Source organism: Roseovarius ramblicola (genome assembly GCF_042430665.1).
Classification (GTDB): Bacteria; Pseudomonadota; Alphaproteobacteria; order Rhodobacterales; family Rhodobacteraceae; genus Roseovarius; species Roseovarius ramblicola.
Genome location: NZ_JBHMEC010000002.1, coordinates 61725 through 80605 on the forward strand (window position 1 = coordinate 61725; position 18881 = coordinate 80605).

Genomic DNA, 18881 nt, shown 5'->3' on the forward strand with positions numbered 1-18881 from the left:
CGCCCCGGCGCGGGGTGGCCCATGTAAGGCAGGGACACGCAAGCACGGGGAGCGGGATGAAGGTTGCCTTGCAGATGGATCCGATCGCGCCGGTGGATATCGGTGCGGACAGCACCTTCCGGCTCGCGCTCGAGGCGCAGGAGCGCGGGCACGAACTGTTCTACTACACGCCTGAACGGCTCGCCTATGAAGAGGGACGGGTGACGGCGCGCGGTTGGCCGCTCTCTGTGCGCCGGGTGCAGGGGGATCATTTTACGGCCGGCCAGGACGCCCGTGTCGATCTCGGGGATTTCGACGTGGTCTGGCTGCGGCAGGATCCGCCTTTCGACATGTTCTACATCACCACCACGCACCTGTTGCAGCGGCTGTCGCCGGGCACCCTGGTGGTCAATGACCCGTTCTGGGTTCGCAACTACCCCGAGAAGCTCCTGATCCTCGATTTTCCCGACCTGATGCCGCCCACCGCCATCGCGCGCGATATCGGGACGATCCGCGATTTCCGCGCGCGCCATGGCGACGTGATCCTCAAGCCGCTTTACGGCAATGGCGGGGCGGGCGTCTTTCACCTGCCGCAATCCGACCGCAACCTCGCCAGCCTGCACGAGATGTTCACCGGCTTCTCGCGCGAGCCACTCATCGTGCAAAAATACCTCCCCGACGTGAGCCGGGGCGACAAGCGCGTGATCCTGGTGGACGGTGAGCCGATCGGTGCGATCAACCGGGTGCCCGCGCAAGGCGAGACGCGGTCCAACATGCATGTCGGCGGGCGCGCCGAGAAGGTGGAGATGACCGCGCGCGACCGCGAGATCTGTGAGCGGATCGGGCCGCTCCTGCGCGACAAGGGACAGATCTTCGTGGGCATCGACGTGATCGGCGACTACCTCACCGAGATCAACGTGACTTCGCCCACCGGGCTGCAGGAGCTGGAACGCTTTGACGGCACCAATGGTGCGGGTCTCATCTGGGACGCGATCGAGGCGCGGCGGAGATGAGCTGGCAACTGGCGCTCCTCAACCGGCATTTGCGCTGGTTCGAAAAGCCCGCGCTGGCGCGCCAGCCGGTGGATCGGCTGCGGCGGTCCTTCGAGATCAAGTCGAAAATCTATTTCCACGCTCCGCGGGGGACAGCCTTTCGACGTGACCGGCTGGCGGGCGTGCCGGTTCAGTGGGCGCAGGCCCGTGATGTCGGGGCAGGTCCGGTGATTCTCTACCTGCATGGCGGGGCCTATGTCTTTGGCTCGTCGGATACGCATCGGGCGATGCTGGCGAAGCTTTCGGCGCTGACGGGCTTGCGCGCCTGCCTGCCGGATTACCGCCTCGCCCCCGAGCATCCCTTTCCCGCACAGATCGAGGATGTGCTGGCCTGTTACCGCGCGCTCCGGTTCGAACATGAGGTCATCATCGGGGGTGACAGCGCAGGCGGGGCGCTGTCGCTCGCGCTGCTGCACGAGATACTGGCGCAGGACATCGCGCCGCCCACGGGTGTTTTTGCCATGTCGCCGCTCACCGACATGACGTTCTCGGGTGCGTCGGTCACGGAGAATGCGGAACGCGACGTGGTGCTCACGCCCGGGCGGATCGGGGAGATGAGCGAGATGTTTCTCGCAGGGCATGACCCGGACGATCCGCGCGCGTCGCCGCTGCGGGGGCAATACGACGGCGCGCCGCCGGTTTGGATGGTGGTTGGCGACACCGAAATCCTGCGCGATGACGCGGTGCGTATGCAGGCCCGGCTGGAGGCGCAGGGGGTGGCGAGCATGCTGAATGTCGCACCCGATCATCCGCATGTCTGGCCGTTGTTTCACAATGTCCTGCCCGAGGCGACGGCCACCCTGAACGACCTTGCAACCTGGATCAGGGCTCTTTGAGGGTGGTGATGCGAAAGCTTACCGCCTCGGCCACATGGGGGTGGCGCACGGTCTCGGCCCCGTCGAGATCGGCGATGGTGCGCGCCACGCGCAGCACCCGGTGATAGCCGCGCGCGGTGAGCCCGAAGCGGTCGGCCACGCGCAAAAGCAGCGACTGTCCCTCGTCATCCGGCGTGGCGATCTCTTCAAGGGCCTCGCCTTCGGCATCGGCATTCAGACGCATGTCGGGCCGGCCCTCGAAGCGCGCCCGTTGCACCGCCCGCGCCGTTGCCACCCGCCCGGCCACCTGTGCCGAAGTCGCCCCCGTGGCGGGCAGGTCCAGGTCCGAGAAGGCCACCGGCGGCACCTCGATGCGCAGGTCGAACCGGTCCATCAGCGGCCCCGAGATCCGCCCCATGTAATCCTCGCCGCAATTGGGCGCGCGCGAGCAGGCGCGGGACGGGTCGGTCAGGTGGCCGCATTTGCAAGGATTGGCCGCGGCCACCAGCAGGAAGCGGCAGGGGTAGCTGACATGGGCATTGGCGCGGGCGATCATCACCTCGCCGGTCTCGAGCGGCTGACGCAGCGTCTCGAGTACGGGGCGGGGGAATTCGGGAAACTCATCCATGAACAGCACGCCGTTATGGGCAAGGCTGATCTCGCCCGGCTTGGCGCTGCGCCCGCCGCCGGTGATGGCGGCCATCGAGGCGGTATGGTGCGGCTCGCGGAAGGGCCGGGCGCGGCTGATCCCGCCTTCCGATATCAGGCCCGCGACCGAGTGGATCATCGAGGTCTCGAGCGCCTCGGCGGCGCTGAGCGGGGGCAGGATGCCGGGCAGGCGCGCGGCCAGCATGGATTTGCCTGAGCCGGGCGGGCCGGACATCAGCAGGTGGTGGCGCCCGGCTGCGGCGATTTCCAGCGCGCGTTTGGCGCGCTCCTGCCCCTTGACGTCGCGCAGGTCACGCCCGGCGGGAGGTTCCGTCACCTCGCCCGGCGTCGCCGGGGCGAGCGGGCGCTCGCCGGTGAAGTGGCGAACCACCTCCGCCAGCGAGGCCGCGCCGATCACCTGCGCCGCGTCCACCCAGGCCGCCTCGGGACCCGAGGCGCGGGGGCAGAGCAGCATCCGGTCCTCGGCGGCGGCGGCCATCGCCGCGGGCAGCGCGCCGACCACGGGGATGAGCGAGCCGTCGAGTGACAATTCGCCCAATGCCGTTGTGCCCTCGGCGGCGTCTGCGGGAATGATTTCGAGCGCGGCGAGCAGGGCGAGCGCGATGGGCAGGTCGAAATGACTGCCCTCCTTGGGCAGGTCGGCGGGCGATAGGTTGACCGAGATGCGCCGCGATGGCAGCGCGATGGCAAGCGCAGAGAGCGCGGCGCGCACCCGCTCGCGCGCCTCGGACACGGCCTTGTCGGGCAGGCCCACGACCGAGAAGCCCGGCACACCCGGCAGCACCGCGCATTGCACCTCGACGCTACGCGCCTCGACCCCTTCGAAAGCCACCGTGTAGGCGCGTGCGACCATGTGCTCCCCGCGGATGTAGCGACAGGGTTAACGCCTAGCGCAACAAGCGTTTAGGAATGGTTAACGCCAGTCTGTGACGCAGGCTGGATCACGGCCAGAGCACCGCCAGATAGGCCACGTATCCCGCCAGCAGCACCGCGCCCTCGCGGCGCGAGACGCGCAGCCCGGTGGACGCGGCCAGCACCATCAGCACGGTCACCGCGAGCATAACCGGCGCGTCGAAACCCACGATGGTGGCGGGCATGGGAATCGGCGCGATCAGCGCCGTCATCCCGCCGATGCCGAGGATGTTGACGATGTTGGAGCCGACGATGTTGCCGAAGGCCACGTCGCCCTGCCGCCGGATCGCGGCCATCACCGAGGTGACCAGTTCGGGCATCGAGGTGCCGACGGCGACGATGGTCAGGCCTATCACCGTTTCGGGAATGGCAAAGGACTGTGCCAGCGCCACCGCCCCGCGCACCAGCGCCGCACCACCGCCAATCACCAGCGCCAATCCGCCGAGCGCGAGCAGGAGCGGGACCAGCAGGCCGCCGGGCCGCGCGGAGACCGGCGTGAGGCCTGGGTCGAGCGCCGTGGCCGCGACCTCCTTGTCGTGCAGCGCGCCTGCGGTGGCAGCGCGGTCGTTGCGGATCGTGAGAATCACATAGGCGGCGAGCGTCAGCACGAAGGCCGCGCCGACAGCGCGCGCCATTGGCACAAGGGCGGCAAGCGCGGTGAACACGGTGGCGACCGCGAGCATCACCACCGCATCGCGCCGCAGCGCGGGCGCGGTCACGACGATGGGGAAAAGTATCGCAGACACCCCCCCGATCAGCAGGATATTGGCGATGTTGGAGCCGACGATATTGCCCCAGGCGATGCCCGGCGCGCCCGACAGCGCCGCCTGCACCGAGGTGACGAGCTCGGGCATGGAGGTGCCAAAGCCCACCAGCGTGAGGCCGATCACCAGCGGCGAGATGCCGAGCCGTTCGGCCATGCGCACCGCGCCGCGCACCAGCAGGTCACCGCCGATCACGAGGAGCGTCAGGCCGCCTGCGAGAAGGAGCCATATGGCGAGCATCCAGCCGTCCTTTCTGTGATCGGGGTGGCGGTTATCTGGCCCCCCGCCGGGGCGCGTTCAATGGGCGGCGGCGGAATATTCGCCGCGGATCAGCCGGGGCTGCCGCGCCGTGCAGCGAGCGCCGCGATGGCGGCGGGCAGCAGGCTGTCGGGGTCGTGGCGCGAGACCGGCACGCCCTGTGCCACAAGTGCTGTGGCTCGCGCGCCGACTGCCGCCTGCGGGCCAATCAGCGCCACGTTCTGCCCCAGCCAATATGGCCGTGCGGCGGCCAGTTCGGCCCCCAGAAGGTGGCCGGTGAGGGCGGCGCGCGCGCCCTGCACCTCGGCCGCGCGCAGGTGCGCGGCGAGGCGTTCGGGGCGGCTCAGCGTGTCGGCGAGCGCGTCCGCATCCGCCTCTGCGGCGGCACCGAGGGCGGTTGCGAGGCGGGGGGTCAGAAAGCTGAGGCAACTCACCGCCTCGCCCGCGCTCAGATGCACCCAGTGGGCGAGGGTGGGGGTGAGCACGCAGGCGATACCGTCGTGATCCTTGAGGCCGATGAGCAGGAGCCGCGTCCAGCCGTCGAGGCAGTCGGGCGGGCTGTCCTGGATGAGGCCGGGCAGGCCGCTGCCCACGGTGTCGGGCAGCGGCGCGGCGGGCAGTACCGTTGCGGTGCCGTCGCCGATCCGCAGCACCGGGCCGGTGGCGTCGAGCGCGACGAGGGCGGTGTCGGCCGTTTCGCTGTTGGTTTCGCCAAGAATATGCCCCCCGTCGAGTGCCATCGCGCGTCCCTCCGCGCCGTCATGTCCGCAGAGCCGCCAGCGGCTCATCGGCGCGACCTGAGCTGTGCCACGAGCCCCGACATGTCGTAGCCCGCCGCCGACGTGGCGCGCAGGATCGTATCGGGGCCGAGCGTGTCGTAATTGACGAGGCTCCACATCATCGTGCAGCGCGTGCCGGTACGGCAATAGGCGAGGATCGGCTTGGGCATCTCGTCGAGCGCGGCGCGAAACGCCGCGACATCCGCCTCGGTCATGGTGGCCGAGGAGAACGGCACACAACAGGTTTCGAGCCCGGCGGCGCGTGCGGCTTCGGCCACAGTGGCCTCCTGCGGCTGGCCCGGCTCCTCCTCGTCTGGTCGGTTGCACATGATCGCGCGGAACCCGGCGGCGGCGATGGCGGGGATGTCCTCGGGCGCGATCTGCGGCGCGACGGAGAAGTCTTCGGTGATCTGGCGCGGCTCAACTGGCATTGGTCTTCCTCGTGGCTTGGGCGTGTTGCCCGGACTATGCGCGCAAGCGCGGGGCGAGATCAATGCCGCCCGCTTGCCGGGCGCAAAGGCGCGGGATATGCAAGGGCCCAACGCAGTAAAGGAGCGGGCGGCATGGGCGATCTTCCGGGTATTGTCATCAACGGCGCGTCGGGCCGCATGGGCCGGATGCTGGCCTGCGTGGTGCGCGAAAGCACGCAGGCGCACCTGATCGGCGCGCTGGAGCGGCCCGGCCACGAGTGGGTCGGGCAGGACATGGGCCGCGCCATGGGCGAGGCCGAAATGGGCGTCACGGTGAGCGACGATCCGCTGGAACTGGTGGCGCGCGCGCATGCGGTGATCGACTTCACCGCGCCCGCCGCGAGCGTCGAGATGGCGACGCTGACCGCGCAGGCGCGGGTGGTGCACGTGATCGGCACCACCGGGTTTGACGAGGCCGGTCTCAAGCGCCTCGCGGCGGCGGCGCGGCACGCGGTGATCGTGCGCGCGGGCAACATGAGCCTCGGGGTGAACCTGCTGGTTCAGATGACCAAACGGGTGGCCGCGGCGCTCGACGAGGCGTTCGACATCGAGATCGTCGAGGCCCATCACAACCAGAAGGTCGATGCCCCCTCGGGCACCGCCCTGATGCTGGGCGAGGCGGCGGCGGAGGGGCGCGGCGTGCTGCTCGACCACGTCGCCGACCGGGGCCGCGACGGCATCACCGGGCGGCGCGAGCAGGGCCATATCGGCTTTGCCGCGATCCGGGGAGGCGACGTTGTGGGCGAACATGACGTGATATTCGCCGGCGCGGGCGAGCGGGTGATCCTGCGCCACGTCGCGACCGACCGCGCGATCTTTGCGCGCGGGGCATTGAAAGCCGCGCTCTGGGGTCAGGGCCGGAAGCCGGGCGAATATGACATGATCGACGTTCTGGGCCTGCCCCGCGAGTGATCCGACCCGGCCTTTCCCGCGTATCATGACCGGGCACAGCAATGTGGAGGGTCGTGAGCGATGCGGTTGGTGCTTGTCTTGGGTCTGCTGGCCGCGCCGATAGCGGCGCAGGCGGAGTTCGCGCAGGTGACCGAGCGCGCGCGATTCGTCTCGCTGGTCGAGGGGCGCGACCTGACCCGGTTCGGCATCCGGCTGGAGGTAACGCCCGGTGGCCAGATCCAGGGCCGGGCGTTCGGTCGCGATGTGACGGGCGCGTGGCGTTGGGCGCAGGGCTATTTCTGCCGCGATCTCTACTGGGGCAGCATGGAACTGGGCGCCAACTGCCAGGCGGTGCGGCAGCGTGGCGATACCCTGCGATTCATATCGGACCAGGGAACAGGGCGTTACGCCGATCTGTACCTGCGCTGAGCGGCGCCTGTCAGACGCCGAGGTATCGGTCGGCAACCGTGCGGTCGGACCGGAGGGCATCGGCGGTCATCACCGGCCCCATGCGCCCGTTTTCGAGGAATGCCACCCGGTCGGCCACCGGAAGAACCGCATCGAGACGTTGCTCGACAAGCAGCACCGCCACGCCTTCGTCGCGCTTGGCGGCGACCACCGCGCGGATGGCGGCGATCATCGAGGGCTGCAACCCTTCCGTCGGCTCGTCGAGAAGCAGGACATCGGGGCGCAGGCACAGCGCGCGAGCCAGCGCCAGCATCTGTTGCTCGCCGCCCGACAGCGTCTCGGCCCGCTGGTTCAGCCGCGCGGCGAGCCGCGGGAACAGGCTCAGCACGCCGTCCCGGACGCGTTCGCCGCCGCCGCGTGCCATCAGCCCGATCTCCAGCGTCTCTGCCACGCTCAGCCCGGCAAAGAGCCGCCGCCCCTGCGGCACATAGCCGATCCCGGCATGGGCCACGCGGTGTGCCGGCAGGCGGTCGAGCCGTTCATTGCCCAGCGTGATCGTGCCGCCCGACAGCGGCAGCAGCCCCATGATCGCACGCAGTAGGGTGGTCTTGCCGGCGCCGTTGCGGCCCATCAGGCACAGGACCTCGCCGCTCGCCAGCGACAGGGTCACGCCGTGCAGCACGGGTGCCCGGCCATAGCCCGCGACAATCTCATCGAGCCGCAGCATCGTTCCCGTTCCCCAGATAGGCCGCCTGCACCGCGCGGCTGGCATGGATTTCCCCCGGCGTGCCCTCGGCCAGTACCCGGCCCGCATCCATCACGGTGATGCGCCCTGCCAGCGCCATGACCACGTCCATGTTGTGTTCGATCAGCAGGATCGTCGTCTCGCCGGCCAGGTCGCGAACCAGCCGCCCGAAGCCCGCGATCTCGCCCTCGGCGAGGCCCTGCGTCGGCTCGTCGAGGATGAGCAGGCGCGGGCGCTGCACGATTCCCATGGCGATCTCCAGCAGCCGCTGATGACCGTAGGCCAGATCGCCCGCCATCCCGGCCCCGCGATCCGCAAGGCCGACCCGGTCCAGCGCCGCCGCCACAGCGGACCCGACCGCAGCACCCCGTGCCCGTCGCCTTGCGGCGAGTGCCACGTTCTCAACCACGGAAAGCCCGGCAAAGACCGAGGTGATCTGGAACGTGTAGGCCATACCCAGTCGCATTCGCCGGTGCGCGGGCATATGCGTGATGTCGCGCCCGTCGAACGTCACCCGCCCGGCGGTTGGGGAGATGCGCCCCGCGATCATGCCCACCAGCGTGGTCTTGCCCGCGCCGTTGGGGCCGATGAGCGCGCGCACCTCGCCCTCGCCGATGTCGAGATCGACGCCATCCACCGCGCGCAGCCCGTCGAAATCGCGGGTCAGCCCCCGCACGCCCAAGAGGCTCATGGCAGCCCCCGCCACATCCTGCGCCGCACCTCTCCCATCAGGCCCTGCGGCGCGTAGAGCGTGAGCCCCACCAGCGCCACCCCGGCGATCAGCATGTAGGCGCTCGTCACCCCCGAGGCGAGGTCGATCAGGTAGAACATGAAAAGCGCGCCGATGAACGGCCCCAGCACCGTCCCCGCGCCGCCCAGCAGCACCCAAAGCAGCGGCAGGATGGAATACTGCACCTCGGCGAAACTCGCCCCGACATAGCCGAACAGGATCGCATAGGCCGCCCCCGCCGCGCCCGAGATCGTCCCCGACAGGATCATCGCCGCGCGCTTGTGTCCTTGCGTGTCATAGCCCAGCATCCGCGCGCGCTCCTCGTTCTCGCGGATCGCTACCAGCACCCGCCCGAACGGCGCGCGCGCCAGCGCGAGGCTGCCCAGCAGGCAGGCGGCGAACAGCGCCAGGGCCGCGAGGTAGCGCGCGTCGGGTGTGCTGAGATCGTTGCCCCAGAGCATCCGCCCCGCCTGTGGCAGCACGAACCCCTCGTCGCCGCCGGTCCAGTCGCTGAACTGCAGGATCGTGAGGAATCCTGCCTGCGCGAACATCAGCGTCACGATCATGAACGCCACGCCGCGCGTGCGCAGCGCCACCAGTGCCATCGCCGCCGAGACCATCGCCGCCGCCGCGGTCCCGGCAAGCACGGCGGTCCCCGCGCCGACGCCGCCATGCTGCACCAGCAGCCCCGCGCCATACATGCCCGCGGCAAAGAACAGCGCATGCCCGAGGCTCAGCAGCCCGGCATACCCGAACAGCAGGTTGTAGCCGATGGCGTAGCTTGCCAGCACCATCACGCGCGCGACGTTGCCGTGGTGATAGGCGGGCAGGGCGAAATGCAGCGCCAGAAGCACCGCCAGCAGGCCCAGATGCAGCGCCAGCGCCCTCATGGCGCGCGCGTCCCGAAGAGACCCTGCGGCCGGACCACGAGCACCAGCGCCACCATCAGCGTGGCGATGATCTTGGCCAGGGTCGGCGAGAAGAACACCGAGATGATCCCGTCCGACAGCCCGATCAGGACCGCTGCCAGCAGCGTGCCGGGCAGGCTGCCCAGCCCGCCGATGATGACCACGACAAAGGACAGGAGCAGCGGATCGCCGCCCATCAGGTAATGCGCCTGCCGGATTGGCACGATCAGCACGGCGGCGAGTGCCGCCAGCCCCGCGCCGAGGCCGAAGGTGAGCGCGTAGACCCGTGCAACGGGGATGCCGAATGCGGTGGCCATCTCGCGATCCGCCTGCGTGGCGCGCAGCACGAGGCCCGCGCGCGTGCGCGCCATGAACAGCCACAAGGCTCCCACCATGACCGCCGCCGCGCCGATCACCGCCAGCTTCCAGACGGTGGTGCCGAAGCCCCAGGGCCAGCCGATCTGCCAGCCCTCCGGGCCCCGCTCCGGCCAGGGCAGCGCGATGCGCGCGTCGAACGGCGCCACCACCGGGCGCGCCTCGGGGCCATAGCTCATCAGCGTGAGCTGCTGGATGATGTAGAGCAGGCCGATGGTGGCCACGATGGTACGCTCCGGGTCATGCGAGAGCCGCCGCAGCACGGTGGCATCCGCCACCACCGCCAGCGCGCTAACCAGAAGCGGGGCGGCGACGAGCGCCGCGGCGAAGCCCCAGCCGGGATGCCCGCCGATCCCTTGCGTGATCCACCACGCGATCACCGCGCCCAGCATGAAGAACTCGCCATGGGCGATATTGACCACCCGCATGACGCCGAACACGAGGCTAAGCCCCGATGCCGTGAGCGCCAGCACCGCCGCCGTCACTGCGCCCTCGATGAGCGCGAGCATCAGGTGAGGGCCGAATTCCATCAGCCGCGTGGTCCGGTCATTCCGGCACGAACTCCACCCCGCCCATCAGGATACGCTGATCGTCGGTCAGCGTCACGATCTGCCCGTGCAGACGCTCAAGCTTGCGGGCCACCACCTCGTTGCGCGGCTTCCATTTGTAGACGCGGTCCTCGCGCACCGGTATCCATGTCAGCCGCCCGCCCTTGCGCCACGGGTCGAGGATGATCCCGTCGTCATACGCGGCACCCTTGGCGCTCACGATGGCGGTGCTATGCTCCAACTGGTAGGAATTGTCGGAATTGGCCACCGCGCGATGCAGGTCGAGCGTGGCAAACCGCTCCTGCGCGAGCCGCTCCTCCATGTCATGCGCCCAGTGCCAGCACAGGCCGCGCGGCCTGGTGCCCCGGTTGACCTTGATGTTGTGGATGATCGGCGGGTCGGTGATCTCGTACTCCTGCGCCAGCCTGTAGGTATGCGAATAGGAGATTTCCGCCGCGCGGCGCGCCTCTTCGCGGTCCACGCCGGGGCCGAGCGCGGCGATGGCGGTGGCGAGGCGCGAGACCTCGTCAGGCGTGGCCGGTTGCGGCGGCCCGCCGCCGCAACCGGCCAGCAGGACCAGCCCGAGCGCCGCGATCATGCGCAGGATGCCTTTCATGACGTCCGTCCCTCCCTCAGAACGGCTGTGCCGTGTAATCGACCATATCGGGATAGAGTGTATCCTCGATCGAGGTGCGATGCACGCGAATGAGCCGTCCGCTCTCGACCCGGCTGACATTCTGGTGACCGAACACCTGATGGGTGCGCCCGTTGAAGCGCTTGGCCCCCTGCGGATGGGCGAGGCTGTCGGGCATGGTCTCCATCGCCTCGACCGCCTCGATCAGCGCGGCGCGGTCCTGTGGCCCCGCGTATCCCGCCGCCTCCATCCCCGCCTTGATGACATGCAGCGTCTCCCAGCAGCCGAACATGTGGCCATAGGTGGAGACGTCGCGCGGATCGGACAGCGCCGCGCCGCGCGCATCCACGCCCACCGCCGCGCGATAGGCGGCGGCGTGGTCGCTTTCGTCCGCTTGCGCGTGGCGGCACATGCCTTCCCAGAAATGGCTGCCCTCCAGGAATTCGAGCCCGGGACTGTCCATCGCCACCGCCTCGAGACTGTCGATGAAGCCGAAGAGCGCCGGCCCCCGCCCGCCGAAGAACTCGCCCAGCTCCTTGACGAAGGTCAGCACACCGGGGCCGACCATCACGTGATAGAGCACCTCGGTGTCGCGCGGGATGCGCGGGAAGTAGCGGGTGAACGAGGTCTCGGTCGGCGGGATCGCGATCCGCTCCAGTATCTCGCCGCCCTGTGCCTCGATCGCGGGACCGAGCGCGTCGCGGTGGTTATAGCCAAAGCCATAATCGGGAAAGATCATCGTGACCTTCTTGCCGAGCGTTTCTGTGATGAACGGGGCCATCGAGATGACCTGGCTCTTCACATCCGTGATGCCGGGCTGAAGCGTGTAGCGGTTGAGCATACCCGAGGCGACATGCGTGCCCTCCGAGACCACGAAATAGGGAAGCTTGAGCTCGCCCGCGCGGGGGGCGGAACCGATGACGACATGGCTGAACAGCGTGCCAAAGCCCACGTCCACCTTGTGCTGATTGGCGAATTTCTCAACCACCTCGGCGCCGCGCTTGGGATCGGTGCCGTCATCCTCGGCCACGATCTCGACGGGCCGCCCGTTGATGCCGCCGCCGTCGTTAATGAGCTTGACCGCCGCCTCCGTCGCGCGGCCGTACCAGCGGCCATATGCGGCGCCGATGCCGGTGCGGTGCTGCTGGAATCCGATGCGGATGGGAGCAGCGCTCTGGGCATGGGTGTAGCGTGCCCACAGAGGCAGGCTCGCCGCGGCGGCCCCGCCTGCCAGCATGCGCATGGCCCCGCGGCGGGCGATTGTGGCCTTGGTCTTGGTGGTCATGGCGGGTCTCCGCTTGGGTTCTTTGCAGGTGCGGCACGGTTGCCGCGTGCGCAACATGCGCAAGCCCGCCCCCCCTGTCCAGCCTCTTTCGGGTCACACCCCCCGCGGCGTGGCCAGGAGCCACAGGCCGAACACGGTGTAGCCCAGCATGAACAGCGCCAGCGGGACCTGTCCGAGCGTGGCGTGTCGCACGGATTGCCTGGCGCGCAACGCGGTGACATGCGCCAGCATCAGCGCGATCACGTGGCCCGCCACCACCGCCCCCGCCTGTGTCAGCCAGATCGCGCGCACCGGCCCGGGGCTGCTCAGGAATCCGGCGGTGACGTGGTGATGGCCCAGATGCAGCACCTCGGCGATCCCGGCCCATACATACTGCCCGTCGAGCAGCAGCGACGGCAGGTAATGCGCGATGTGATAGGCCAGCGCGATCGGCAGGAGTGTGGGCGCAAACCGGCAGAAGAGCGCCACCACCCCCTCGCGCGTGCCCGCCAGCCGCGCGCCTAGCCACAGCGCGCCGGTGAGCACCGCGAGCAGGGTGGCATTGGTCAGGGCGAGCCCGGCGAGGTTCGGCCCGATCACCGCCGAACGGCCGGGGAATTCCAGCGGGTTGATCGCCAGCACGTCGAGCCAGAGGAAGGTCTCGTTGAGCCCGTCGAAACTGCCGCTGCCCAGCAGCAGCAGCAGCAGCACGGCATGGCCCGGCGCGGGCGTGGGGCCATATGCGATGCGCCAGCCGGGCATGCCCAGCGCGCGCCGCCCGTGCCGCTGCCCGAGCGGGGCCACTTGCGCATAGGCCCGCATCAGGAGCGTCAGCGCCTCGCCGCGCAGCAGCCAGCGCCGACCGAAGAGCACCACGCCTGCGAGCATCGCCAGCGCGTAGCCGCCGGTGACGACCGCCAGCCGCGCCGGGTCGGCGGGGGCCGGATCGGCCAGCAGGAAGGCCGCGAAGCCGAGAAAGCCCGCGACCCCCGGCCAGTGCCCGAGCGCGCGCGGATAGCGCAGCGGGGCGCGGGTGCGGACCCGCGATAGCAGCATGGCCGCGCCCGCCCAAGGGTTGATTCGTGACCAGATGTCGCCCAGCAGCCCCTGCACGCTCACCAGCCCTATCCAGAACACCACCCAGACCGCCAGCGTCAGCGGGTTGCCCAGCGGGTCGCGCGATCCGGTCCAGCCCTGCCAGACGAGCCAGGCCAGCAGCGGCACCGCCAAGAGCCGCGTTGCCTGAGCAGGCCGCCCCGGACCGCGCGCGTGCCAAAGCGCCACGGGTCGGAACGCCGCTGCCGCCGCGCCCCCCGGCAGCACCGCCAGCAGCACCACGGTCAGCGCCACGACCACGCCGCCCGCGGCGATGTAGATATCGGTGGGCAGCAGCAGCACGAAGCCCTGCTCGGTGGCGTGCGCCCGCGCCGCCCGCGCTGTCGCGGCCCAGAGCAGGGCGGCCCCGAAGAGGAGCCTCACCCCGTCAGACCGCCGAGAACCCGGCATCCAGCGCCGCGAGGATCACGTCGATCTCGGCCTCGGAGATGACCAGCGGCGGCGACATCAGGATATTATGCGCCCCCAGCCGCACCATCGCACCCGCCTCGTACGTAGCGGCATGGATACGCTGCATGGTTGTGGCGTCCATCGGCGTCTTTGCCGCGCGATCCGACACGATCTCGATCCCGGTCATCAGCCCATGCCCGCCGCGCACGTCGCCGATGATGTCGTGCTTCTCGGCCAGCCGTCGCACGCCCTCATAGAGTTGTGTGCCGCGTGCTGCCGCGTTGGCCTTGGTATCGAGGCGCTGCGTCTCGGACAGGCAGGCCACCACTGCGGCGGCGCCAACCGGGTGGGCAGAATAGGTATAGCCCGTCCAGATCGCGCCGCTGGCATCCGCGCCCTCGAACACCTCGGCCACCGTGCCCGACACGAGCACACCGCCCACCGGGAAATAGCCCGAGGTCACGCCCTTGGCGATGGTCATCATGTCGGGCTGCACGCCCCAGTGCCGCGCGCCGGTCCAGTCGCCGGTGCGGCCGAATCCGCAGATCACCTCATCCGAGATCATCAGGATGCCGTAGCGGTCGCAGATCTCGCGCATGTGGCGCATGAAGGAGGCGTCTGGCACGATCACCCCGCCCGCGCCGAGGATCGGCTCCATGATGAAGGCGGCGATGGTCGATGGATCCTGGAACTCGATCTCGTCCACCATCGCGGCGGCGATCTTCTCGGCCAGCCGCGCCGGGTCGCTCTCGTCGAACGGGTTGCGATAGGGGTAAGGCGCGGGCAGGTGGAAACAGCCGGGCAGCAGCGGCTCGTAACCGATGCGGAACCGGTTGTTGCCGTTGACCGAGGCGCCGCCCCAATGGGTGCCGTGATAGCCCTTCTTGAGGCTGAGAAACTTGGTGCGCGTGGGCTCGCCGCGCAGGCGGTGATACTGCCGCGCCAGCCGCAGGGCGGTATCGACGCTGTCCGAGCCTCCCGAGGTAAAGAAGACCCGCTCCATCCCGTCGGGGGCGAAGAACTCGCGCACGGTGTAGGCGGCCTCGATGGCGGCGGGGTTGGTGGTGCCGGCGAAGGCCGAGTAGTAGGGCAATTCCCAGAGCTGATCCGAGATCGCCTGTTTCACCGCGTCGTTGGAGTAGCCCAGGTTGACGCACCACAGCCCGCCCACGGCATCGACCACCGAATGGCCGTCGATATCGCTCAGCCGCACGCCTTCGGCGGTCTTGATGATGCGCGGAGGGCTGTTCTGTGCCTCTCCCGGGTGGCCCATCGGCTGCCACATGTGGCGGCCGTTCATCTCGCGCAGGAAATTATCGTCCTTCATGGGGCTGTCTCCGGCAGGGAACACGTTTGATCAAACCGTGCCACCGCCGCCGGGGACTGTCCAGAGGGTGTGTCGCCGCGCTCAGTTGACCGTGCTTTCCACCCCTTCGGGCTGGCCCACCACGACGAAGGTCAGCTTGGCGGGATCGAACCATTCGCGCGCGACGCGGTTGATCTCGTCGAGCGTGATCGCCTCGACCATCGCGTTGCGTTCACTGAGATACTCCACCGGCAAGCCGTCAAGCTGCATCCCGGCGGCGATCGAGGCGATCTGCGCGTTGCCCTCGAAGCGCAGCGGATAGGCACCGGTGAGGTAGGTCTTGGCGTTTTCAAGCTCTTCCGCAGTCACCCCCTCGTCGCGCAGCCGCGTCCATTGGTCGCGGATCACCGCAATGGCCCCGGCCACGCGGTCGTTGGCCGAGGCGACCGAGCCCATCCACAGGTCGGCGGCATCCTTGTCGGCGAGGTAGGAATAGACGCCATAGGTCAGCCCGCGCTTTTCGCGCACCTCGGTCATCAGGCGGCTCTCGAAGCCGCCGCCGCCAAGGATATGGTTGAGCACGTAGGCGGTGAGGAAATCGGGGTGGTGGCGGTCGGGGCCCGGCTGTGCGAAGAGCGCGGTGGATTGCGGCGTCTCGAAATCCACGACCTTGACGCCGCCGGGCAGGGTCAGACCAGCCGCCCCGGGCAGGGGCGTGTCGGAGGTGGGCAGATCGCCCAGAAGGCGGTCGAGCAGCGTGCCCAGTTCCCCGGCGGTGATGTCGCCCACAGCGCTGACATGGACGCGATCGCGCACCAGGGCTGCGCGATGCGCGGCAACGATGTCCTCCCGGGTGAGGGCGCTTACGCTCTCGATCGTACCCTCGCCCGGGCGCGCATAGGGGTGATCACCGTAGATCATGCGCGAGGCCGCACGCCCGGCGATGGCGCGGGGATTGGTCTGGTCCGCGCGCAGACCAGACAGCACCTGCGCGCGCACGCGCTCGATGGCGTCCTCGTCGAACCGGGGCGCGATCAGGCTGTCGCGCAGCAACTCGACCGCCTCGTCGCGCCGCTCGGTCAGCATCCGGGCCGAGACGCTCACCGTGTCGTCGCCCGCGCTGTATCCGAATCGCGCGGCCAGCCCCTCGGCGGCGCGTGCGAATCCCTGCGCATCAAGCGTCTCCGCGCCTTCCTCGAGCAGGCCGGTCATCAGGTTGACGGCCCCCGCCTTGCCCTCGGGGTCGAGCGAGGTGCCGCCTCGAAAGCGCAGTTCCAGCGCGACGAAGGGGATCGAGTGATCCTCGACGAGCCATGCCTCGATGCCGCCGGGACTCGTGACCTCGTCGACCTCCACCGCGGCCCGCGCGGGCAGTGCCGCCAGTGCCACGAGCAATACAAGCGCGAAACGGATCATTGCGTCACCTCCGGGGCCATGAGGCGGCCCGTCACCGATGTTTTGCGGTCGAGCACCGCATGTGCGGCCTCCATGACGTCCTCGGCGGTGGTCTGTTGCAGGATGTCCGGCCAGGCCTCGACATCCGCGACCGTCAGCCCCTGCGTCAGCGCCTGCCCGTAGCGGCGCGCCAGCGCCGAGACGTCGTCACGCTCGTAGATTTCCTGCGCGCGCAGCCGGGTCTTGATCCGCTCAAGATGTTCGGGATCGGGGCCGGTTTGGAGGAACGCGGCCAGCACCTCGTCAAGCGCGGCCTCGGCCTCGTCCAGCGTCACGCCGGCGGCGGGAACCACGATAAAATCCAGGCTTGTGTCATCCAGCGACATGCCCGAGTACCACGCCTCCACCTGCACCGCGATTTGCTGTTCGAATTGCAGTTTTTCATTGAGTACCGATGTCTGACCGTTGCCCAGGAGCGCGGCCAGAAGCGTGAGCGCCGCCGCCTCGTCCTGCGCCCCGCTGTCGCGTTCGGGAGCGAGATAGGACCGCGCGACATAGGGCTGCGACACGCGCGCATCGCGCAGGCTCAGCCGCCGTTCTGCAAGCTGTGGCGGCTCCTGCGGGCGGGCGCGCGCGGGCAGGTCCGGGTTGGCGGGGATCGGGCCGTAATGCTTTTCGGCCAGCGCGCGCGCCTCGTCGGGGTCGGCATCGCCCGCCACAATCAGGACGGCGTTGTTGGGCGCGTAATACTGCCGGTAAAAGTCGAGCGCGGCACTGCGGTCGAGCGCCTCCATTTCGTGGCGCCAGCCGATGATCGGCACGCCGTATGGATGGTTGAGATACTGTGCCGCGCCCATCTGCTCGCGAAACAGCGCCGACGGGTTGTTGTCGACCCGTTGGTTGCGCTCCTCGAGGATGACGTTTCGCTCGGTGGCGATGTTCTGCGCGCCGAGTTGAAGGTTGACCATGCGGTCGGCCTCCATCTCCATCACGAGGTCGAGCCGATCGGCGGCGATGCGCTGGAAATAGGCAGTGTAATCATAGCTGGTAAAGGCGTTGTCGTTGCCGCCGTTGCGCGCCACGGTGGCCGAGAACTCGCCCGGTTCCAGCGTCTCGGTGCCCTTGAACATCAGATGTTCAAGGAAATGCGCCACGCCCGACACGCCCGGCCACTCGTCCGCCGACCCGGCGCGATACCACACCATCTGTGTCACCGCGGGGGCGCGGTGATCCTCGATCACCACCACCTCCATGCCGTTGTCGAGGGTAAAGTTGCTCACCGGGTTGGCCCACACCGGGCCGAACGGGATCACCATGAGCAGCGCGACGATCAGACGGCGCATGACGGGCCTCCGCGGTCTTGAAAACGATTGTTCTTTAGATACATCCGGCGTGCCGCGTTTCAAGCGGCGATCACCCGTCGCCGGCAGGCGGTGCCGCAGGGGTCTGTACGCCACGGCGGCGCAACCTCCGTTCCTCGGCATACGCGTCGAGCCAGTCGTCCTTGTAGACTTGGGTATAATCGTCCCCCGGCAGGATGCGCAGGACGTTCACCCTGCCGTACCGCTGCCGTCGTTCGCGATCCTCGGCCGCCAGCGTCTGGCGGATCGCCGGATCGCTTCTGTAGCGCGCGGCATGGTTCAATAGCCCGGCATGGGCTGCCGAGGGGGCGCCAGTCCGCTGCGCGCCGACGTTCCCGCCCAGCGCGGCGATCCCGTCGGCAACCGGGTCCTGATCCGTTCGGTTGGGGCCGCCCGGCACCGGCTGCGGCAGGGCGGATACGTCCTCGGGCATTTCCAATGGCTTGCTCGGCAGGATCGAGAATTCGTCCGGCCCGTTGCCCTTGTGCCTGATCTTTCTCAACGACACCTCGTCGTCGCCCGCGCCGCCGCAGCCGGCCACGAGCACGGCAGCCATCAGCATCAGACCGGTTTTCCGCGGCATCCGCATCGCCACACTCCTTGCGCTTTGCGGTGGTTTACCGCATCCGTTCCCCGAGGTCACGAGGGCTTTTTCCCTGTCGGCAGTAACACGAGGCCGAAGGCGCCCGCGAAGATCGCCACGTCGGCCACGTTGAATGCGAACGGATTGTCGATGCCGCAGCACGACATGTTGAGAAAATCCGCCACCGCTCCGTAGATAAGCCGGTCGATCACGTTTCCCAGTGCGCCGCCCACAAGGAGCCCGGCGGCCACCCGGTGCCATTGCCCGGGCCGCTCGGCGTGACTCCACCACAGCACAGCCGCGGAGATCGCCAGCGCCACGGCAATGAGCCCCCAGCGCATTATCGCGCCGTCATCGGCGAGAATCCCGAAATTGATTCCCGTGTTCCACGCCATCCGCAGGTTCAGATAGGGCGGCCAGATCTCGATCCAGCCCACCCGGCGCAGGTCGAGCATGTGGACCACGAGATATTTCGTGGCCTGGTCAAGCAGAAAAACCCAGAAGGACACCCAGAAGACGCCGCGCATCG

The 18881-nt window shown here is 68.9% G+C and carries 20 protein-coding genes; 4 read left to right on the forward strand and 16 right to left on the reverse strand.

The features are described 5' to 3' along the window. Window positions 1–56: 56 nt before the first annotated feature. Both gshB and ACFFU4_RS00920 read left to right on the forward strand, forming a co-directional pair. A complete protein-coding gene (gene gshB / locus ACFFU4_RS00915; protein WP_377066100.1) occupies window positions 57–992 on the forward strand; it encodes a glutathione synthase in 936 nt (311 codons plus the stop codon). Beyond that, window positions 989–1867, forward strand: coding sequence for an alpha/beta hydrolase (locus ACFFU4_RS00920; protein WP_377066102.1), 879 nt, complete (start codon window positions 989–991; stop codon window positions 1865–1867). The genes gshB and ACFFU4_RS00920 overlap by 4 nt, the downstream gene beginning before the upstream one ends. Here ACFFU4_RS00920 and ACFFU4_RS00925 read toward each other — a convergent pair. The 4 genes from ACFFU4_RS00925 to ACFFU4_RS00940 form a co-directional block, all read right to left on the reverse strand. Further along, window positions 1854–3368, reverse strand: a complete 1515-nt coding sequence (locus ACFFU4_RS00925) for a YifB family Mg chelatase-like AAA ATPase (protein ID WP_377066104.1) — start codon at window positions 3366–3368, stop codon at window positions 1854–1856. The two genes, ACFFU4_RS00920 and ACFFU4_RS00925, sit on opposite strands and share 14 nt — an antisense overlap. An 88-nt stretch (window positions 3369–3456) precedes the next feature. Then, the gene (locus tag ACFFU4_RS00930; RefSeq protein WP_377066106.1) at window positions 3457–4431 is read right to left on the reverse strand and encodes a calcium/sodium antiporter; all 975 of its coding nucleotides are present in this window, start codon (window positions 4429–4431) and stop codon (window positions 3457–3459) included. An 89-nt stretch (window positions 4432–4520) separates the two neighbouring features. Next, window positions 4521–5237: a 2-dehydro-3-deoxygalactonokinase gene (locus tag ACFFU4_RS00935; RefSeq protein ID WP_377066108.1), complete on the reverse strand. Its 717-nt coding sequence runs from the start codon at window positions 5235–5237 to the stop codon at window positions 4521–4523. After that, window positions 5234–5659 carry a protein tyrosine phosphatase family protein gene (locus ACFFU4_RS00940; RefSeq protein WP_377066110.1) on the reverse strand — a complete coding sequence of 142 codons (426 nt, stop codon included), beginning with the start codon at window positions 5657–5659 and terminating at the stop codon, window positions 5234–5236. The genes ACFFU4_RS00935 and ACFFU4_RS00940 overlap by 4 nt, the downstream gene beginning before the upstream one ends. Before the next feature lie 132 nt (window positions 5660–5791). Between ACFFU4_RS00940 and dapB the strand changes: the two genes are divergently transcribed. Together dapB and ACFFU4_RS00950 are read left to right on the forward strand one after the other, a co-directional pair. Continuing rightward, entirely contained in the window at window positions 5792–6610 is an 819-nt protein-coding gene (gene dapB, locus ACFFU4_RS00945; RefSeq protein WP_377066112.1) for a 4-hydroxy-tetrahydrodipicolinate reductase, read from the forward strand. Window positions 6611–6670: 60 nt separating this feature from the next. Further along, complete coding sequence (locus ACFFU4_RS00950; protein WP_377066114.1) at window positions 6671–7018, forward strand: dihydrodipicolinate reductase; 348 nt, start codon at window positions 6671–6673, stop codon at window positions 7016–7018. 10 nt (window positions 7019–7028) lie between these two features. Here ACFFU4_RS00950 and ACFFU4_RS00955 read toward each other — a convergent pair whose 3' ends face one another. The 12 genes from ACFFU4_RS00955 to lspA all read right to left on the reverse strand — a co-directional run bounded on the left by ACFFU4_RS00955 (window position 7029) and on the right by lspA (window position 18879). Continuing rightward, window positions 7029–7724, reverse strand: a complete 696-nt coding sequence (locus tag ACFFU4_RS00955; protein ID WP_377066116.1) for an ABC transporter ATP-binding protein — start codon at window positions 7722–7724, stop codon at window positions 7029–7031. Then, window positions 7708–8433: an ABC transporter ATP-binding protein gene (locus ACFFU4_RS00960; RefSeq protein ID WP_377066118.1), complete on the reverse strand. Its 726-nt coding sequence runs from the start codon at window positions 8431–8433 to the stop codon at window positions 7708–7710. The genes ACFFU4_RS00955 and ACFFU4_RS00960 overlap by 17 nt, the downstream gene beginning before the upstream one ends. Continuing rightward, complete coding sequence (locus tag ACFFU4_RS00965) at window positions 8430–9362, reverse strand: branched-chain amino acid ABC transporter permease (protein WP_377066120.1); 933 nt, start codon at window positions 9360–9362, stop codon at window positions 8430–8432. Before ACFFU4_RS00965 ends, ACFFU4_RS00960 begins: the two co-directional genes overlap by 4 nt. After that, window positions 9359–10285: a branched-chain amino acid ABC transporter permease gene (locus ACFFU4_RS00970; protein WP_377066122.1), complete on the reverse strand. Its 927-nt coding sequence runs from the start codon at window positions 10283–10285 to the stop codon at window positions 9359–9361. Before ACFFU4_RS00970 ends, ACFFU4_RS00965 begins: the two co-directional genes overlap by 4 nt. 16 nt (window positions 10286–10301) lie before the next feature. Continuing rightward, window positions 10302–10919, reverse strand: a complete 618-nt coding sequence (locus ACFFU4_RS00975; protein ID WP_377066124.1) for a hypothetical protein — start codon at window positions 10917–10919, stop codon at window positions 10302–10304. Window positions 10920–10935: 16 nt separating this feature from the next. After that, a complete protein-coding gene (locus ACFFU4_RS00980; RefSeq protein ID WP_377066126.1) occupies window positions 10936–12222 on the reverse strand; it encodes an ABC transporter substrate-binding protein in 1287 nt (428 codons plus the stop codon). Between the two features lie 93 nt (window positions 12223–12315). Beyond that, on the reverse strand, window positions 12316–13680 hold the full coding sequence (locus ACFFU4_RS00985; RefSeq protein WP_377066128.1) for a hypothetical protein: 1365 nt from the start codon (window positions 13678–13680) through the stop codon (window positions 12316–12318). 4 nt (window positions 13681–13684) lie between these two features. Beyond that, a complete protein-coding gene (locus ACFFU4_RS00990) occupies window positions 13685–15034 on the reverse strand; it encodes an aminotransferase class III-fold pyridoxal phosphate-dependent enzyme (protein WP_377066130.1) in 1350 nt (449 codons plus the stop codon). A gap of 81 nt (window positions 15035–15115) precedes the next feature. Then, window positions 15116–16429 carry a M16 family metallopeptidase gene (locus tag ACFFU4_RS00995; protein ID WP_377066132.1) on the reverse strand — a complete coding sequence of 438 codons (1314 nt, stop codon included), beginning with the start codon at window positions 16427–16429 and terminating at the stop codon, window positions 15116–15118. Beyond that, window positions 16426–17751 carry a M16 family metallopeptidase gene (locus ACFFU4_RS01000; protein WP_377066136.1) on the reverse strand — a complete coding sequence of 442 codons (1326 nt, stop codon included), beginning with the start codon at window positions 17749–17751 and terminating at the stop codon, window positions 16426–16428. Before ACFFU4_RS01000 ends, ACFFU4_RS00995 begins: the two co-directional genes overlap by 4 nt. A 70-nt stretch (window positions 17752–17821) precedes the next feature. Beyond that, complete coding sequence (locus ACFFU4_RS01005; protein WP_377066138.1) at window positions 17822–18358, reverse strand: DUF3035 domain-containing protein; 537 nt, start codon at window positions 18356–18358, stop codon at window positions 17822–17824. Between the two features lie 50 nt (window positions 18359–18408). Then, window positions 18409–18879, reverse strand: a complete 471-nt coding sequence (lspA, locus tag ACFFU4_RS01010; protein WP_377066140.1) for a signal peptidase II — start codon at window positions 18877–18879, stop codon at window positions 18409–18411. Between the last annotated feature and the right edge of the window lie 2 nt (window positions 18880–18881).